Source organism: Planctopirus hydrillae (assembly GCF_001707835.1).
GTDB lineage: Bacteria > Planctomycetota > Planctomycetia > Planctomycetales > Planctomycetaceae > Planctopirus > Planctopirus hydrillae.
Window position 1 is genome coordinate 1 of record NZ_LYDR01000040.1, and the last position, 16526, is coordinate 16526.

The window sequence follows — 16526 nt, forward strand, 5'->3', positions numbered from 1 at the left end:
AATTTTAGCTTTGTCGAGCGGCTCTCGCCACGGTGAGTTCCGGGCGGAAGCACCACTCAACGTCATCTCCAAGGTGCGCGATCGAACTTGGCAGCGGCTTCGGCCCAACCGCGAGCCTCTAAAGGCAATCCAGGCAGCACAGCGTTACCGCACGCCAAGACAAACGCTCGCCACCGAGCGGAGAACGAGACATCACCACATTGCATCTCCAGTTTCTCGATCTCGTCCCATGGACTGTGTGATTCCTCCATTTGTACGCCCTCCCGGAGGTCAGACTAGGTTTATTGAAGAATCAACTGAATTGATAAAACTGGACGTCTTTCGTGAGCCTCTGTCAATAGGCTCACCGGGAAATATATCACCCGGCGACGTGAAGTGGTCGGGCAAGTCTTTAGCGGCAAACACTCAGACTTTCTCGGTTCTCCTTCGCGACTTCGCGAGAGTCCTCTTGAATCTCGCTTTCAGGATCAGATCTGCTCGCGCGAAGGCGCGAAGAAATCCAGGAGGAGCATGCACCCCCAGTAAAAACAGATTCCCGGCGTTCAGAACAAACGCCGGGAATCGGATGCTAAAATGATGCGCAACAAAACTACTTCACGGGCACATCCACTTTGATGCGCAGGTCGCGGAGTTGTTTCGCATCGACCGGGGCCGGGGCCCCGGTGAGGAGGTCGCTGGCCTTCTGGTTCTTCGGGAAGGCGATGACATCGCGGATGTTATCCGTGCCCGAGAACATCATCGACCAGCGGTCCAGGCCCAGCGCCACACCGGCATGAGGCGGTGCACCGTAGCGCAACGCTTCCAGCAGGAAGCCGAAGCGCAACTCAGCCTCTTCTGGCTGGATCCCCATCATGCTGAAAATCCGCTGCTGGACGGCGGGATCGTGGATACGCACGCTACCGCTCGCTGCCTCGTAGCCGTTGCAGACCAGGTCGTATGACTGAGCCCGCACCTTGCCCGGATCGGTCTCCAGAATGTCGATATCCTCTTCGTGCGGCTGGCAGAAGGGATGGTGCTCAGCCACCCACCGCTGCTCGTCTTCATCCCACTGGAACATGGGGAAATCGACGACCCAGGCGATCTTCATTTCCTTCGGATCGTAAAGGGCCAGTTCCTTCGCCAGCCGGTTGCGCAGTGCACCCAGAGCCGCCGAGGAGACTTTGGCAGTATCGGCCACGCAGAAGATCAGGTCGCCAGCCCTGGCACCCAGTTTGGCGATCAGCTTCTGCTGATCTTCGGCCGAGAAGAATTTGGCAATCGGCGAATCGAGACCTTCCTCCTTCACGCGGAAGAAGGCGAGGCCCTGTGCACCGTATTGCTTCACGAATTCCGTCAGTTCATCGATCTGCTTGCGGCTGTATTTCTCGGCTGCACCGGGAGCAACAATTCCCCGCACGCGGTTGCCGTTGGCGATCGTGTTCTTGAAGACAGTGAAGCCGCAGTTTTCAGCAATCTCCATGAGGCAGATTAGTTCCATACCAAAGCGCAGGTCGGGCTTGTCGGAGCCGTACTTTTCCATGACTTCGCGGTGGGTGAGCCTTGGGAGTGGCAGCGGCAGTTCTTCGCCACGCAGCTCCTTCAGCAGGTGGGCCATGAGGCCATCGATGGTCGAAAGGATGTCGTCCTGCTTGACGAAGGCCATTTCGACGTCGATCTGGGTGAACTCGGGCTGGCGGTCGGCCCGCAGGTCTTCATCGCGGAAGCAGCGGGCAATCTGGAAGTAACGGTCATAGCCGGCGACCATCAGAATCTGCTTGTAGAGCTGGGGAGATTGAGGCAGCGCATAAAAGCTCCCCTCGTGAACCCGGCTGGGAACGAGGTAATCCCGCGCCCCTTCAGGTGTCGACCGGCCCAGAATGGGCGTTTCGATTTCGAGGAAGCTGTGGCGGTCGAAGTAGTCGCGCGTGGCTTTGGCGAGCTTATGACGCAGGATAATCGCCTGCTGCACCACGGGCCGCCGCAGGTCGAGGTAGCGATACTGCATACGGAGTTCTTCGTTGGGAAGATCCTGCGTGCGCGGCTCGAAGGGGGGCGTCTTGCTCTTGTTGAGCAGCGTCAGTTCCCGGCCGCGAACTTCGATTTGCCCGGTGACGAGCTTGGGGTTTTCGAGACCGGCACCACGGGCAAGGACTTCACCTGTCACCTGAATGACATCCTCACTGCGGAGACCTCGGGCAATGGTCTGCATGTCGGTCGGAGTGTCGGCCTGGAAAACGACCTGGGTGATGCCGTAACGGTCACGCAGGTCGATGAAGACAACCCCCTTGTGATCGCGGTAGCTGTCTACCCAGCCACAAAGAGTGGCAACTTGTCCAACATGCTCGATACGCAGTTCGCCGCAGGTCTTGGTCCGGTACACAGGGCCATCTTTCGATAAAAGCAGTTTCGATGATTCAGTTCGTCAGTCATTGCAGGCGATGGAATCCCGTCAGGGGCCTTCCAACGTCACTCTGACAGATGATGGACACCCGATGTGAACACAGGATGCACGATCTGCCAGCCATTTCGCGAATTGGGATTATAGAAGGAATCTGCCGCCGGGAATATCGAGTGAGTCTTTCTCGTGGAAATCACCCACTCTACGCGACGTAAAATCCCGCGAATTGAGCCTGAAAATGAGAAAATTCACGCAGCGAGCACACCTCTGGGGGGCCCGCTGCGTGAATTTGACGAGAATTTTTCACTGGTGCTCAAACAGCCAACGACGCTTATTCACTGACGCGATTGTTCCGGCCAGCCGCTTCGAGTTTTTTAATGTCGGCTTCAGAAAGTTCCGGGCGGTTGACTTTGAGGGTCAACTTTTTGAGCTTTCCAGTGAACGGGAATGGTGGCTGGTAGTCGGCATCATTCACACCGGTGAGTGTGTCTGAGCCAATATCGAAGCTCTCATCCCACTGGAGAATCATCGGTAATGTGCGTGGCATTTTCTTCGTGGCGACGACTTTGCCATCGACCTTAAGGATCCCCGTCGCTGGCTGACCTAAGCCACTGTAGTTATTGAAGAGCAGCGTCCCCACTCCCTTTCCTTCGTACTGAAAATCGAACTCGACGGTGTGCTTGCCGGGAGCGAGTGGTTCCGTCCCTTCCCAGCGAACCCGTTCGAGATCGAGCATGTTCCAGATCCAGACAGGCTTGCCTTTGAGCAGGTAAAAACCATAGCCGGCAAATCGGCCACCGGAGGTCAGCAGCATCCCTTCGGCACCACCATCGGGAACTTCAATCTCAGCAGTAATGTTGAACGAGGAGTTTAGCAGGAAGGGCGAATCCCCTTGCGGAATCCCCACTTGCGGGAAGGTGTAGACAAACTCAGTACGGCCAGCCGTAATGTTAGGCCGAGGTGCCACGATACGTGGTGCCACGGAAGCATCGAGCGGCAACACCTGATATTTCTTCGCTTCTTCCAGGAACTTCTGTTTAAGTTGTGCGACCTTATCTGGATATTGAGCCGCAAGATCTTTGGATTGCGAGTAGTCTTGATCGAGATGATAAAGTTCCCAGGTCACGTTATTCAGCGGATCAGGGTTGGGAACACCAAAGGCATCCCAGGGTGCCCGCTTGACTTTGGTACTCAAGAGCCAGCCATCGTGATAAAGGGCATGGTCACCGAACATCTCAAAATACTGAGTGGTATGTGTTGAGGGAGCCTTCGCATTCTTTTCGTCGAAGGTGTAGGCAAAACTCGTCCCTTCAATGGGGCTTTGTTTAATCCCATCGACCACCTGAGGCGCGTTGATACGGGTCGCTTCCAGAATGGTGGGGACGACATCAATCACATGGTGGAACTGATTACGAATTCCCCCACGGTCTTTAATTCTGGCAGGCCATGAAACGGCCATCCCTTGCCGGACACCACCTAAATGCGACGAAATCTGCTTGAACCAGCTGAAGGGGGTATCGAAAGCCCATGCCCAGTGGGCTGACATATGGTTATAGGTTTTATCTGTACCCCAGTCTTCGTAATACCTTTCGAGCTGGATATTCGTCGGGACATCAACACCATTAAAGAAAGCGACTTCATTCGGTGTTCCATGGAGACCACCTTCGGCACTCGTGCCGTTATCACCATTGATATAGATAATGAGCGTATTATCGAGTTTACCCAGATCTTCCACCGCCTGGATCACGCGACCGATCTCATGATCTGTATAGGCCACATAGGCCGCGAAGATTTCGACCTGGCGAATAAAGAGCTTCTTTTCTTCAGGCGTGCAGTCATCCCAGTTTTTGAGCAGTTCACTGGGCCAGGGAGTCAACTGTGTGTCGGGTGGGATAACGCCTAACTTTTTCTGATTGGCGAAAATCGTCTCCCGCAGTTTGTTCCACCCCTGGTCAAACAAATGCAGATCGCGAATTTTCTGAACCCACTCTTTGGTCGGATGGTGCGGTGCATGAGTACCACCGGGAACGTAGTAGCAGAAGAAAGGCTTGGAAGGGTCGATCTGATTCAGATGATTCAAATGGGCAATTGCGTCATCAGCCATGCCGGTCGTCAGGTTCCATTCGGGCTGATCGCGATAAGGATAGATCTGAGTCGTATTACGAAACAGATTTGGCTGCCACTGGTTGGTATCGCCACCGACAAAACCATAGAAGTATTCAAACCCCATCCCCACGGGCCAGCGATGGAATGGGCCGATTTCGCTGGCTTCAAAAGCGGGGGTGTTATGGTTCTTGCCAAACCACGATGTGGCGTAGCCGTTATCTCTCAAAATGCGGCCAATGGTCGCTTTATCCTGCGCGATAATGCTGTTGTAGCCGGGAAAACCTGTGGATTGCTCAGAGACCACACCAAAGCCTGCGGAGTGATGATTGCGGCCTGTAATGATCGCAGCGCGTGTGGGTGAACAGAGTGCCGTCGAGTGCATCTGAGTGAATCGCAGGCCATTTTTGGCGACGCGGTCCAATGCTGGAGTCGGGATCACCCCGCCAAATGTACTCGGGACACCGTAACCCGAATCATCGGTCATGATCAGGAGCACATTGGGTGCCCCGGCTGGTGGCACAATTCGAGGTGCCCACCACGGCTTTGATTCGGAAGCGATGTTCTTGATCACACCCCCGAATGCCGGATCAGGTGCAGGAAGCTGCTTGCCATCAATCGTCGTGGTGGCTGCAGGAGAACCAATCGGCGGAGCGGATTGAGATGCTGGATTTTCTGGAGATTGTGCCAGTACTGGCGAGAAGATTCCCAGGCCACTACAGAGCATCAAGGCATAAAATGGCGGGCTTGCCAATCGAGAGAGTGCTGCCAGGTTCATACGTTTTCCAGGTTCACTGAACAGTCGATGTCCGTGCGGGTTACCGAATAACCCAGCAGATACCTAGGCACAATAAAGATTATTGACCCGGAAAGCGAATCGTTGCACCTAACGAAAACTTAAGACAACCGTGACCTCTGTGAATTGTTGGATTCTTCACGGAAACAGTCTTCCAAATAGCACTTGGCCTATTTAACAAGACGCTAAACATTGCTCTGGCTAACTACAACCATCAACCATCGGCATTCCCCAGATCAAGCGGTAGGGTCGCTTGTGGCTGACTTGGATTGGCGGGATTCGCTTCGACTTCATGAGCGACTTTGGCAGCGGCGATCTTCCAGTCTTCGGGAATCGAGCGCACATGCAGATCCATTTGCGGGAACGAAATCTCAATCCCGGCAGCAGCCAGCTCGCGATAAATCGCAATATGCAACTGGTGGGTTACCGCCAGCCGATTCTCCAGATCCGGCAGGAAGAAGCGGATTGTAAACCGCATGGCGTTGTCGCCAAATTCGTCGAAAACAACCGAAGGGCCAGGGTTCTGCAAGACTTGCGGAATACTGGTGACACACTTCATCAGCACCTCTTGAACCTTGAATGGGTCTGAACCGTAGGCGACTCCCACCTTGATCGTGAGTCGATTCACCTTATCGGAGAGCGTCCAGTTCAAGACGCGGCTGGTGATAAATTCTTTGTTCGGAACCAGTAGCTCTTTACGATCCCAATCCGTAATGGTCGTGGCTCGAAATCGAATCTTCGAGACAGTTCCGGAAACATCTCCGACAGTGACGACATCCCCTTCGCGAATCGGGCGTTCGAGCAGGATGATAATGCCAGAAACAAAGTTGGCAAAAATCTCCTGCAGACCAAAACCCAGCCCCAGACTGGCAGCCGCCACGAGCCATTGCACATTCGACCAACTGACACCAATCTGCCCGAAGGCCAGAATCACTCCCAGCGTAAAGATCAGGTAGCGCACCAGCGTAATGACGGTCAGGTGCAGTCCCCGATCACTCGACAGCCTTCTCAGCAGGGCAACTTCGAGCAAGCCTGGAATATTCTGCCCCGCAATCAATGCAGCGGCGAAGATCAGAATTGCGACTGCCAGATCGCGTGCCGTGACTTTGCGATATCCGCTCACAGAACTGCTTGAAGTATTATTGGCCGGCTTGCCCGCTGTTCCCTCAGGGGCTGCTGAGGAAGCCGATGGTGAAGCCGCAGAGGAAGCCACAGTTTGCGTGGTTTCCCACAGTTCGAGACGATCGAGAATCCCTAATGCCGGGATAATGTCAGCCCAGATGAACCAGACTCCGCACAGCCCGGCGATCACCAGGCTTGTTCTGAGGAGTGATCGCACCTGATTGACAATGGCCGCCAGATCGACTTTGAACGAAGAAAACAGCAGGCTTTGAAGATTTGTCGCCAGACTGCCCGGAACCTGCCGCACACTTTCTTCAGCAGCCTGGCGCATCTGTTTGACTTGTTCGAGGGCCAGCTTGCGACGTTCAATGGTGATCCAGCGCATGACAATCGCCTGCAGGATGATCAGTCCAACAATGAGCCAGAATGTCCAGTGCAGACGAATCGCCAGTTGCCCTGCCGTATAGAAATAGCCCATTGCCACAAGTACGCCGAGGAGCAGAGGAATGACGACAGCCAGATATTTGGCCAGAGTCTGCACCCGCTGAATCAATGGACTTTCGACAGGTTCGCCAGTCAGCAGATGAGTCCCCGGAGCCTGACGGAACATCGTCGCCCAGGAAACACCAGAGATCATCACGAGCAGCAGCAGAAACAGCGGCCTGCCCAGAGCATCGAGATACTTTTCATCCGTCGTGTCGGACTGCTGATGAACACTGAGAAATGTGATCGCAAAGACCAGTGGAGTCCCACAGACAGCCAGAGTTGTCATGCCCCGATACAAACGGCGTACAAAGCTTTCCGACCAGCCAAAATGGTGTGAAGCCAGGCCTTTTTTCAGGGTAATCATCCGCAGTAACTCAAGTGTCAGCAGAAAAATCGCTGAGACTTTCAAGCAGCGGGCGATTTCTTCCGTCGTCAGTGAGGAACTCGCTGAATCAGCCAGTCGCCACGCCATAAATCCCACAAACGCTGGCCAGCCAATGGCGAGCAGAACTGTCCATGTGAGAGCCCTCATGGTCGGTGTAAATGTCCGGCATGAAGGGAGTATCGACTGCTCACCCAGCAGACGGATTTCAACACCCATCCGCCGCCGGAGTAACAAGAGTGGAAACAGCCCGAGAGCAGCGAGCAGATACAAAGGGAAACTTTGCCAGAGATCTTTCATGAGGACTTGAGATGCCTGTTGCCAGTCTTCCACACTGAAGAGCCACTTCACAGCGGCCCTGGCATCGTGGAAAGTTTCCAGCGAGATTGGGCCACTGGTGCGAATCCACAGGACGCGCTCGTCGATATAGCTCCGGAACTGCTGCACCTGCTCGACAAGCTCTCTCCGGGCGGCATCCAGTGCGACCTGATTCTCAAAGGCAGTGGTATAACTTCGATCCAGAGTCGTCAGCAGATCACGCTTCTGCTTCAAAAGAATCTCTGCCTGGGCTTCCAGAATCTCCTTGGGGAGATCGTTCGACGTCAGTTTCAGGCTGGCCAGCACCTGCCCCAGTACCAGTTCAGGGGAACGGAGAGTTGTCAGCTCATCGTCGATTTCAAAGAGCTTCAACTGCAGTTCACGAAAGACGTCGGCATCGGCCGCCAGTCGTTCTGAAATCGCACCCAGGTCCGGTAACGACGAGCGTTTTTTCCTGAGCAGCAGACCAATTGATTCGGTCAAGCCGACAGTGTTGACCATTTCCTGAACCCGGCGAAAATCATCCTTTAATCGCTGAGTCTGCTGGCGAATCTCGGCCAGATCACGCACTGCCCGCTGTGTTTTCTGGGCCAGTTGCTGGTCCTGCTGAGCCAGTTTCTCATTCACCTCTGCTAATGGTTTGAGAATGGGATGAGCCAGAGCGGCCTCGCGCTGGGCCTGCTTGACTCGCATCTCGGCATCCTGCTGCCTGCGGCGTGCCAAAATCGTCTGCAACTGCTCGACTTCCTGCTGCGAAAGTGAGAGTTCTCGGGCGGCTAAGTCTCGCTGTTCTCGGGCCAGGGCACTGCTCGCAGGAAGTTCGTACCAGGACTGCTCCTGCCGGAGTGCTCCAATCTCCCGGAGAATGGCCATCCGCTGGGCGTAAATGGCAATCCGGCGGGCTTGAGTGAGAGCCGAGGCTTCGCCTTCTGCCGGGGCCTGCTCCTGCTGTTTGGTCAGTTCTTCGAGTCGAGCCTGAGCGGTCGTAATCAGAGTGGGGATTTCTTTGAGGCGCGTCGATCGACGAGCGGCTTCTCCGTTGAGATCCGCCAGTCTTTTCGTCAGGCCGGTTTCGGGATGCTCGATTCGTGCTTTCAGAGTGGCGATATCGCTGGTGAGAGCCTCGAGATCGGCATTGGCAGCCGCCGGTGGTAACGTGATTTCCTTGGGAAGTTTTGCCAGTTTGGCTTGAGTTTCCTTAAGCAGCGTTTCGGCTGTCCCCACAAGCCGATCAAACTCTTTCTGGCGAACCTGTCGGGCTTCGGCCTGTTTCCAGGAATCCATGGCCTGCTGATAGAAATCGGCGATCGACTTTTTGGTGGCAGCATCCAGATCCGTGAGATCAGCAGCCTGTCTCGAAAGTCGTTCGATCACCGCCGGTGTGAGCGGTTCATCAGCAGCCGTTGTCAAAAGAGGTGCTGCACTGGGAGATGTGGAAGCGCTGGTCGATCCCGCAGGTGGTGGAGATTCGATGCCAGGTCTTGTGCCCTCCTGCCCGGTGAGTGCACCCTGGTTCCACAACAGGAACACAGACATCGCCATGATCAGCACGGCGGATGTGCGAGTCGTTTCCAACATGTGCGGGATTACTTCCGGCTGACCATCCTTGAGCATTTCGAACCTTCCGTGACTCATCCACGAGTCAATATCAACAAGAGCCGGCAGTTCGCCTGTTGACCCTGTATTTTTGAATGCGGTACTGATGCAGGTCGACCTGCTGAACAGAGCACCAGAAACTCAGCATGGCTGACACAACCATAAAGACAGCGCGCCAGTTTTCCATCGTCCCGGTATCCCGGATGATGCTCTCGGAGTCAACCTTAAGCCTGTCTAGACTCACCCCAGCCTGCACACTCTTCCTGCTTTACCAATTCATGGCCGATCTTTGTAGGGCAGACTCCCGCCTGCCGAACTCTCTCTTCAGACACCTTTTATGAAATCAGATCGTTCAGCGTGCCATGTTTGCAGCTCTGGGCAAGCATGTTTTCGCCATCAAAAGCACTCGAATACTTTCTGAGAAACGCATCACATGAGGAAACTGCCGTTGCCGCTTCTTCGCGAAATCAACTAAGGTTCGCACTATTATCGATTCAGAACTCTGTCTGGATCGTCTCCCAAGGATGGGCGAATCGTGCACATTCTCAAGCGATGGACACTGCTCGGCTTCTGGTCAACACTCGTGGGGTGTCTGGCTCTGGGAGGCTGCGCCGTCGGTCGTCAGCAATCCGATTTACTCTCGGCCAAACTGAGGCAGACCAATTCGCAGATGCATCGACTGGAGACGGATCTCATCGCAGCTCGCGACGAGTTAAGATCGGCCAACGAAAAAATTGCCCGCATGAACTCAGCGGCCACTGAAGCTCAAATGGCCAAATCCACCAGAAACACCGCCCCGCCCCAGAAGCTCGAGTTTCATACACGTCTCACGGCCCTGCAGGATGACGATCAAACCGCGGGATCAGAGACGATTGTGGCGTTTGTCACTCCTCGCGATGCCAGCCTGCAACCAACCACTGTGGATGGCCAGCTCGAAGTGATTGCCCGCGATGTGAATACCAATGCCGTCGTCGCCCGCTGGTACGCTGAAGGCCCTCACCTCGCTCGATACTGGTACAGCGGATTTCTAGGGAGTGGCTACCAGATCACTCTCCGTTCTCAGCAGGCGATCAATCCGCAATCGATCCTGATCGATGCGTCATACACCGATCACGCAGGCACCACGATCTCGGCCACCCATGCATTCAGCGAAGCCGCTGGCCTGGCCTCGACTCGTTCCCATCGGGAAACACCAGCGTCTTTTACCAACTCCCAGCAGACACAGCGCCCCGATTATTCGGCTGGCGAGTTCACCTTGCCGCAGCTTCCCCAGGGGAACAGCTCCGCCCTCGACCGCGCCGCCGAACTCGGCCCCACCTCTGTCAACTGGACAGACGAAACCATGCCCATCCGGCGGTGATAACTCATCCCCGATGAAGGTGCTCTCTTTAAGCTCGTTGAAACATCGCTGAAGATCATGCGGAGTTTTTATCTTCAGCTTTGCGCCAGTGCCTGGTCGAGTTCTTGCCTGAGATCTTCAAAGTCTTCAAGACCCACCGAGAGGCGGAAGATTCCTGCGGTCACGCCGCAGGCTTCGCGATCTTTGGCGGCCATAAACTTATGAGATGTTCCCGCAGGATAAGAGACTGTCGTGCGGGCATCTGCCAGTGTGGGTGAGAAGGGAATCGCAGGAGCCAGTTTGTGGAAGATCGTATCGATCTCGCTCGCACCCCCTTCAATTTCGATAGAAATCATCCCACCCAAACGATCTTGCAGATACTTCTGAGCGAGATGATGTGTGGAGTGGCTGGTCAGGCCGGGATAGAAGACCTTTTTCACGCGGGGATGAGTGGCCAGCCACTGGGCCAACTGCTGGGCTGTTTGTGTCACCCGGGCCATGCGCAGCGGTAGAGTTCGCAGACCTCGAGTCGCCAGCCAGCATTCCATCGGATTCGCATTCAGCCCGTAGAGCAGCATCGAGGTGCGGGCTTTGCGCATGGCTTCTTCGCCACCAACGATCACTCCCAGCATGACATCGCCATGCCCGTTGAGATACTTGGAAGCACTGTGCCAGACGATATCTGCCCCGTAATCTTTCGGGCGGATGCCACAGGGTGTGGCGAAGGTGTTATCCACCAGCAAGGTGATCGAGCTGCCTGCGATCTGCCTCAGAGCCTCAAGATCGGTCACTTCGAGCAGCGGGTTCGAGACCGATTCGCAGATCATCATCTTCGTGCTGGGTCGAATCGCCTTGCGCACCGACTCCAGATCATTGAGATCGACAAAGGTAACATTCACCTGAAAGCTGGCCTGCAGTTGCAGCAGGAATTGATGGGTACTGCCATAAATCGCTCTTGCACAGACAATGTGATCACCAGTTTTCACAACACTGAGAACTGCTGCGGAAAGAGCCCCCATTCCCGAAGCACACGCCACGCCATGTTCAAAACCTTCCAGCCGTGCGACATCATGCGTAAATGCCTCATGGTTCGGATTCTCAACCCGTGTATAGAAGTAGCCAGGTTCCCGGCCTGCCAGCACCTCTTCAAACTCGGCCAGTCCCGGCAAATCAAACGCTGTGGTCATGTAGATCGCAGGAGCACTGGGAGGCGTCGAGAAGGGCGGTACATGTCCGCCACGAGTTGCCGTGGTGGCCGGGTGAGTCATGAAAAATCCTTAGTAGCAAACCTGCAATTTCAAGTTGATCAAACGAGCTGCCCAGCCACCGGTACGAACCATCCATCATCGATTCATGGAGCGACCTCTAAATGGAACAGCAGCAGAGTGCGTGTTGCTTAAAATCAATAACTTTGATCTGGAGTGCAAGCGTGGGGAGCGAAGATTGTCACCATTCTTGATCTTCGAATCCTCAGTGGGTGGCCATGGCGTGTGTGGCCACTGCAGCAGGAACATTCGATGATCGGTACCTGCTCAAGATTAAGGGGCGGCACCATTTCGTCGTGAAGAGGTCATTTCATCGAGATCGGGAAGATCTTCCTTGATCTCTTGAGACGAAATCTGTTCGAGCTGCTCAAAGACCGAGGGAAGATTCACCGGCGGGATCGACTCCAGGGCTTCTCTGGCTGATTCATTTCGCGTCATCAGCACTTCGCGCTGGTACTTCATATCGCTGTAACTGATGGAACCAAGCATTGCGAGAACCGCCAGCAGCACCAGGCCAATCACCGCCGCCAGATAGAAAAAGGACGTCATGTCCGTGGGCGGTACCGATGTCGCACGCACCAGATCGAGCCGCTTGCCAATCAATAGAGGTGTCACTCTCAAACCACCGGCAGCGTCGTATCCTTCCCGCTTGAAAAAATAGCCCGCTACTCGCACGGGTGTCATCTGTTGATCTCCCAGTTTCAAATCGGGATCGATCTGAGCTGTGACAACTCTCCACGGAAAACTGCTGGAGTCGGCTGTAAAAATCCAGGCTTCGTAGTATTCGACCACCCCGTAGGAATTCTGCGAGGCCTGGATCTTGGAAAGTCGGCGTAAATCCCCGCGAATCTCGACCAGTTCACCGCGATGCACTTTGGGATCCGCCATGAGATTATCCCAGGTCAGATCATGACTGGCAGCTTTCGTCAGGTATTCCGCCGGGAGCAACCTCGCATGGGAAAGCAGACGATAAAACGCATCCGCTTCGGAAATTCTCACACCCAGTGTGTTATCCACCACATCACGCAGAATGATCGGGTCAATTGCTGTCTCGGCAAAGACATCCACGGAGGCCGGTGGAACCTGTGGATTGCCAGCGCCTGCGGGCATGTTCGGCGTGGTGGCACCGTCTGCTGGCCCAGCACCACCAGACCTTACCGTAGCACCAGACCTTACAGTATCCGTCGGGGAGCCCAACGAGACATCGGGCAGCCCTTCTTCAGTGGTCGAACCTCGGGGAGTCGAAGGTGCGGCAGTGGTGGCTTCCGGAAGAATCTTCACGACTTCGGGCGGTAACTGCTCGTTGCTTTCGAGCACCACACGCCGGTCTTCAGCGGTGGATTTGAGTGTCGCTGCAGGATCGGCAGACTTGCGCGTGGCGGACCACATGATCTGAGAGACCACCAGGATCACGACCAGCACGCCGACCCAGCGGAAGAGTCTCGCCTGAAATCCTCGCTGCAGCCAGGTGACATCCTGAAATGAGCGTCCGAATCGCATGATTACTTTCCTGTTCAGAAACCCACCGCCCGCGCCTTGTCGCTGCTCCTCGCGAACGAGTGAACAACAAATGTCATTTCTACCAGATTTACCCCATTTCCGTAGCTCTCCAGTTCGTCAAATCGAGATTTGTCAGCCAATTCCGGCGCCCACCATTGGCACGCGCACGCCGACTTTTGTACTCGCTCCCGGTTCCCCATCAGGCTATAACATGTAAACCACTGTGAATATGTTGATGTGGATTGTCACATTCATCTTTAGAAGATTCGAGATCGACAGCATGACAGAAAAAGTGTTAGCCAACCCTCCTGGCACTCCCGCGAACGGTTCTTCATGGAAGACAAAAACTCTTCAATTCTGGGGAATTCTCTGCCAGTCTTTGCGATCTTCCCGCGAGCCAGGTCAAAGCCCACGGGCGACCGATCTCCCGGCTGAATTGTGGGGCACAGGCTTACCGTTCTCAATGAGACAAAATGCCCTCTGGCTGGCCGCCACCTGCCTCACTCTCTTGGCAGCTTCCACGAATTCCACTGCGTTCGCCATCGATGGAGCCACTCCTGTCGCCTCGCTCAAGGTGAAACCCGGCTTCAAAGTCGAACTGCTCTATTCCGTTCCCAAAGAACAACTGGGCTCGTGGGTCAGCATGTGTACTGATCCCAAAGGGCGGTTGATCGTGTGCGATCAGTACGGCGGGTTGTACCGTGTGACCGTCCCACCGGTGGGAAGCTCGGAAAGTTCCAAAAGTAACGAAACATCCACTGCCAATAAGGTGGAAATCGAGAAGATCGATATTCCACTGGGCGAAGCACAGGGGCTGCTCTGGGCGTTTGACAGCCTGTATGTCGTCGTGAACTCAGGGGGCAAATACGAAAGTGGCTTCTACCGGGTGACCGACGCCAATCACGATGACAAGCTGGATACAGTTGAGAAAATTCGCACCTTCCCCAAAGCTGGTGAGCATGGCCCGCATGCCGTCCTGCTCGCACCGGATGGCAAATCGTTGACGGTTTTGATCGGTAATCAGGTTCCCGTTTTGCCTGAGTTAGCCGGTTCAAAAGTTCCTCGTCTGTGGGGTGAAGATCATCTGTTGCCCCGCATGCCGGATGGTCGCGGCTTCATGAAAGGTGTGATGGGCCCCGGCGGGAGCATTTATGAAGTCAGTCCCGATGGAAAGACCTGGACATTGCAATCGACCGGTTATCGCAACCAGTACGATGCCGCTTACAACCAGGATGGGGAACTCTTCACTTACGATGCCGATATGGAATGGGACTGGAACACCCCCTGGTATCGCCCCACACGCGTTTGCCATGCCGTCAGTGGTGCGGAATTCGGATGGCGCAATGGTGCGGGAAAATGGCCCGCTTACTATCCCGACAGCCTTGGCTCTGTCGTCAATATCGGGCCGGGTTCACCCACGGGTGTTTGCAGTGGCCAGGGAGCCAAGTTCCCGGCTGACTATCAGAAAGCCCTCTTCATTTGCGACTGGAGCTATGGAAAGCTCTATGCAGTCCATCTCTCACCTAAGGGTGCCAGTTATGCGGGTAAGCTCGATGAACTGGTGGCTGGCTCGCCACTCCCGCTGACCGATGTCCTGATCAATCCGCATGATGGAGCTATGTACTTCACCATTGGCGGCCGCAAGACACAATCGGGGCTGTACCGCGTCACATATGTCGGCAAAGATTCAACAGCTCCCGTCACTGCAACTGCTCCGGATGATGCCCTGGCCCAGCGGCAACTTCGAAAAAGCCTCGAAGCGCTGCATGGCAAGGTCGATGCAGAGACTGTGAAAATCGCCTGGCCTCATCTGGCCAGTGAAGACCGGGCCATCCGCTGGGCTGCAAGAGTCGCCATCGAACATCAGCCACTGGAAAGCTGGCAGGAACAGGCGCTCGCCGAGAATTCACCAGCCTCAGCAATCCCGGCACTTTTAGCTCTCACAAGGGCGGGCGGGATTGATCCATTCCATCGCAAAGAGAGCGATGCCCCGGTGAACAAGCCACTGGGCGAGCAGATCGCCGCCGCACTGAATCGAATCTCCTGGGATCGACTTTCGAACGATCAGAAAGTTGATCTCTGCCGGGTGTACGAGATTCTGTTTAACCGGTTTGGGTATCCAGACGACGCGGTCCGTCAGCAGGTTTTACAGCGGCTTGAACCGGCTTTCCCCTCGGGTTTTAAGCCTCTCGATGCCGAGCTGGCGAACCTGCTCGTCTATCTGCAGTCGCCACAGGCCGCCAACAAGATTGTGGCTGCTCTGGGAGCAGCCCGCACTCAGGAAGAACAGATTGAATATGCCCGTGCTCTGCGTGTGCTGAAAGAGGGTTGGACAACACCTTTGCGAGAGAGCTACTTCAAGTGGTTCGGCAAAGCCGCCGGATATCGGGGTGGTGCCAGCTTCTCGAAGTTTGTTGAGAACATTCGGAAGGATGCCGAAGCCACCTTGACCGATGCCGAGCGAACCCAATTGAAGCCGATTCTCGATGCCACACCGGCAGAAGCTCCACCGGCTGTGGTTCCACCGCGGGCCTTCGTGAAAGAGTGGTCAGTGGCCGAGCTGGCACCACTTGTCAGCGAAAAGCTGACTGCACGAAATTTTGATAAAGGTCGCGAGCTGTTTGCTGCCACCAGTTGCTTTGCCTGCCATCGTTTCGATGGTGAGGGTGGCGCTTATGGGCCGGACCTGACAATGGCAGGTGGCCGGTTCAGTGCCAAAGATCTGCTGGAGTCGATTATCGAACCGAGCAAAGCCATCAGCGATCAGTACGAAGCGGTCACGATTGTCCTGAGCGACGGACGCTCCATCAGTGGTCGCATTGCGAATCACAATGGAGAGTCGTTCCAGGTGATGACCAATATGCTGGAGCCGAACAACCAGACAGGTGTCAAACGGGCAGATATTGAAGAGATTGTCCCGTCGAAAATCTCCATGATGCCGGCTGGTCTGATCAACACCTGCAATGATGAAGAAGCAGCCGATCTGATTGCGTACATCCTCTCCCGGGGACAGCGTGATCACGCGATGTTTGCTGGCAAACCCAGTGGAAACTGACGTTTCTTCCCTCGTGCAGGCTCTGGAAGTGGCAATCAGTCTCCAGAGCCTGTTTTCTTTTTGCTGGCCTGCAAAGTGTAGAACTAGCCCTGAATTCGAGAAAAAAGGGCTTCTGGCCACGAGATCAACGCTGCCGGTTTGCAATTCGTCGGCTGCCCCCCCACAATCGATAGAGAGCTGGAATAAC

Annotated in this window: 7 protein-coding genes; 2 read left to right on the plus strand and 5 right to left on the minus strand. The window is 55.1% G+C overall.

Annotated features, from left to right (window positions below; genetic code table 11):
- Positions 1-589 precede the first annotated feature (589 nt).
- From aspS to A6X21_RS05540, 3 genes are all read right to left on the minus strand, one after another.
- Positions 590-2359, minus strand: a complete 1770-nt coding sequence (gene aspS, locus A6X21_RS05530) for an aspartate--tRNA ligase (RefSeq protein ID WP_068846623.1) — start codon at positions 2357-2359, stop codon at positions 590-592.
- A 349-nt stretch (positions 2360-2708) separates the two neighbouring features.
- Positions 2709-5258, minus strand: a complete 2550-nt coding sequence (locus tag A6X21_RS05535) for an arylsulfatase (protein WP_205847390.1) — start codon at positions 5256-5258, stop codon at positions 2709-2711.
- Positions 5259-5490: 232 nt separating this feature from the next.
- On the minus strand, positions 5491-9198 hold the full coding sequence (locus A6X21_RS05540) for a mechanosensitive ion channel domain-containing protein (RefSeq protein WP_068846624.1): 3708 nt from the start codon (positions 9196-9198) through the stop codon (positions 5491-5493).
- Between the two features lie 517 nt (positions 9199-9715).
- On the opposite strand from A6X21_RS05540, the gene A6X21_RS05550 reads away from it, so the two are divergent.
- Positions 9716-10540 (plus strand): hypothetical protein, encoded by an 825-nt coding sequence (locus tag A6X21_RS05550; RefSeq protein WP_068846626.1) that lies wholly within the window; start codon positions 9716-9718, stop codon positions 10538-10540.
- A gap of 74 nt (positions 10541-10614) precedes the next feature.
- On the opposite strand, the gene A6X21_RS05555 is transcribed toward A6X21_RS05550, so the two are convergent.
- A complete protein-coding gene (locus tag A6X21_RS05555) occupies positions 10615-11787 on the minus strand; it encodes a trans-sulfuration enzyme family protein (RefSeq protein WP_068846627.1) in 1173 nt (390 codons plus the stop codon).
- A gap of 270 nt (positions 11788-12057) precedes the next feature.
- Positions 12058-13284: a hypothetical protein gene (locus tag A6X21_RS05560; protein ID WP_068846628.1), complete on the minus strand. Its 1227-nt coding sequence runs from the start codon at positions 13282-13284 to the stop codon at positions 12058-12060.
- Positions 13285-13564: 280 nt separating this feature from the next.
- Here A6X21_RS05560 and A6X21_RS05565 point away from each other — a divergent pair, with 280 nt between their 5' ends.
- Positions 13565-16339: a c-type cytochrome gene (locus A6X21_RS05565; RefSeq protein ID WP_068846655.1), complete on the plus strand. Its 2775-nt coding sequence runs from the start codon at positions 13565-13567 to the stop codon at positions 16337-16339.
- Positions 16340-16526: the final 187 nt, after the last annotated feature.

Excerpts from the sequence above, each read along its gene's own strand:
- A6X21_RS05535 (WP_205847390.1), bottom strand. The coding sequence starts at position 5,258 with ATGAACCTGGCAGCACTCTCTCGATTGGCAAGCCCGCCATTTTATGCC.
- A6X21_RS05565 (WP_068846655.1), top strand. The coding sequence starts at position 13,565 with ATGACAGAAAAAGTGTTAGCCAACCCTCCTGGCACTCCCGCGAACGGT.
- A6X21_RS05555 (WP_068846627.1), bottom strand. The coding sequence starts at position 11,787 with ATGACTCACCCGGCCACCACGGCAACTCGTGGCGGACATGTACCGCCC.
- A6X21_RS05540 (WP_068846624.1), bottom strand. The coding sequence starts at position 9,198 with ATGCTCAAGGATGGTCAGCCGGAAGTAATCCCGCACATGTTGGAAACG.
- A6X21_RS05560 (WP_068846628.1), bottom strand. The coding sequence starts at position 13,284 with ATGCGATTCGGACGCTCATTTCAGGATGTCACCTGGCTGCAGCGAGGA.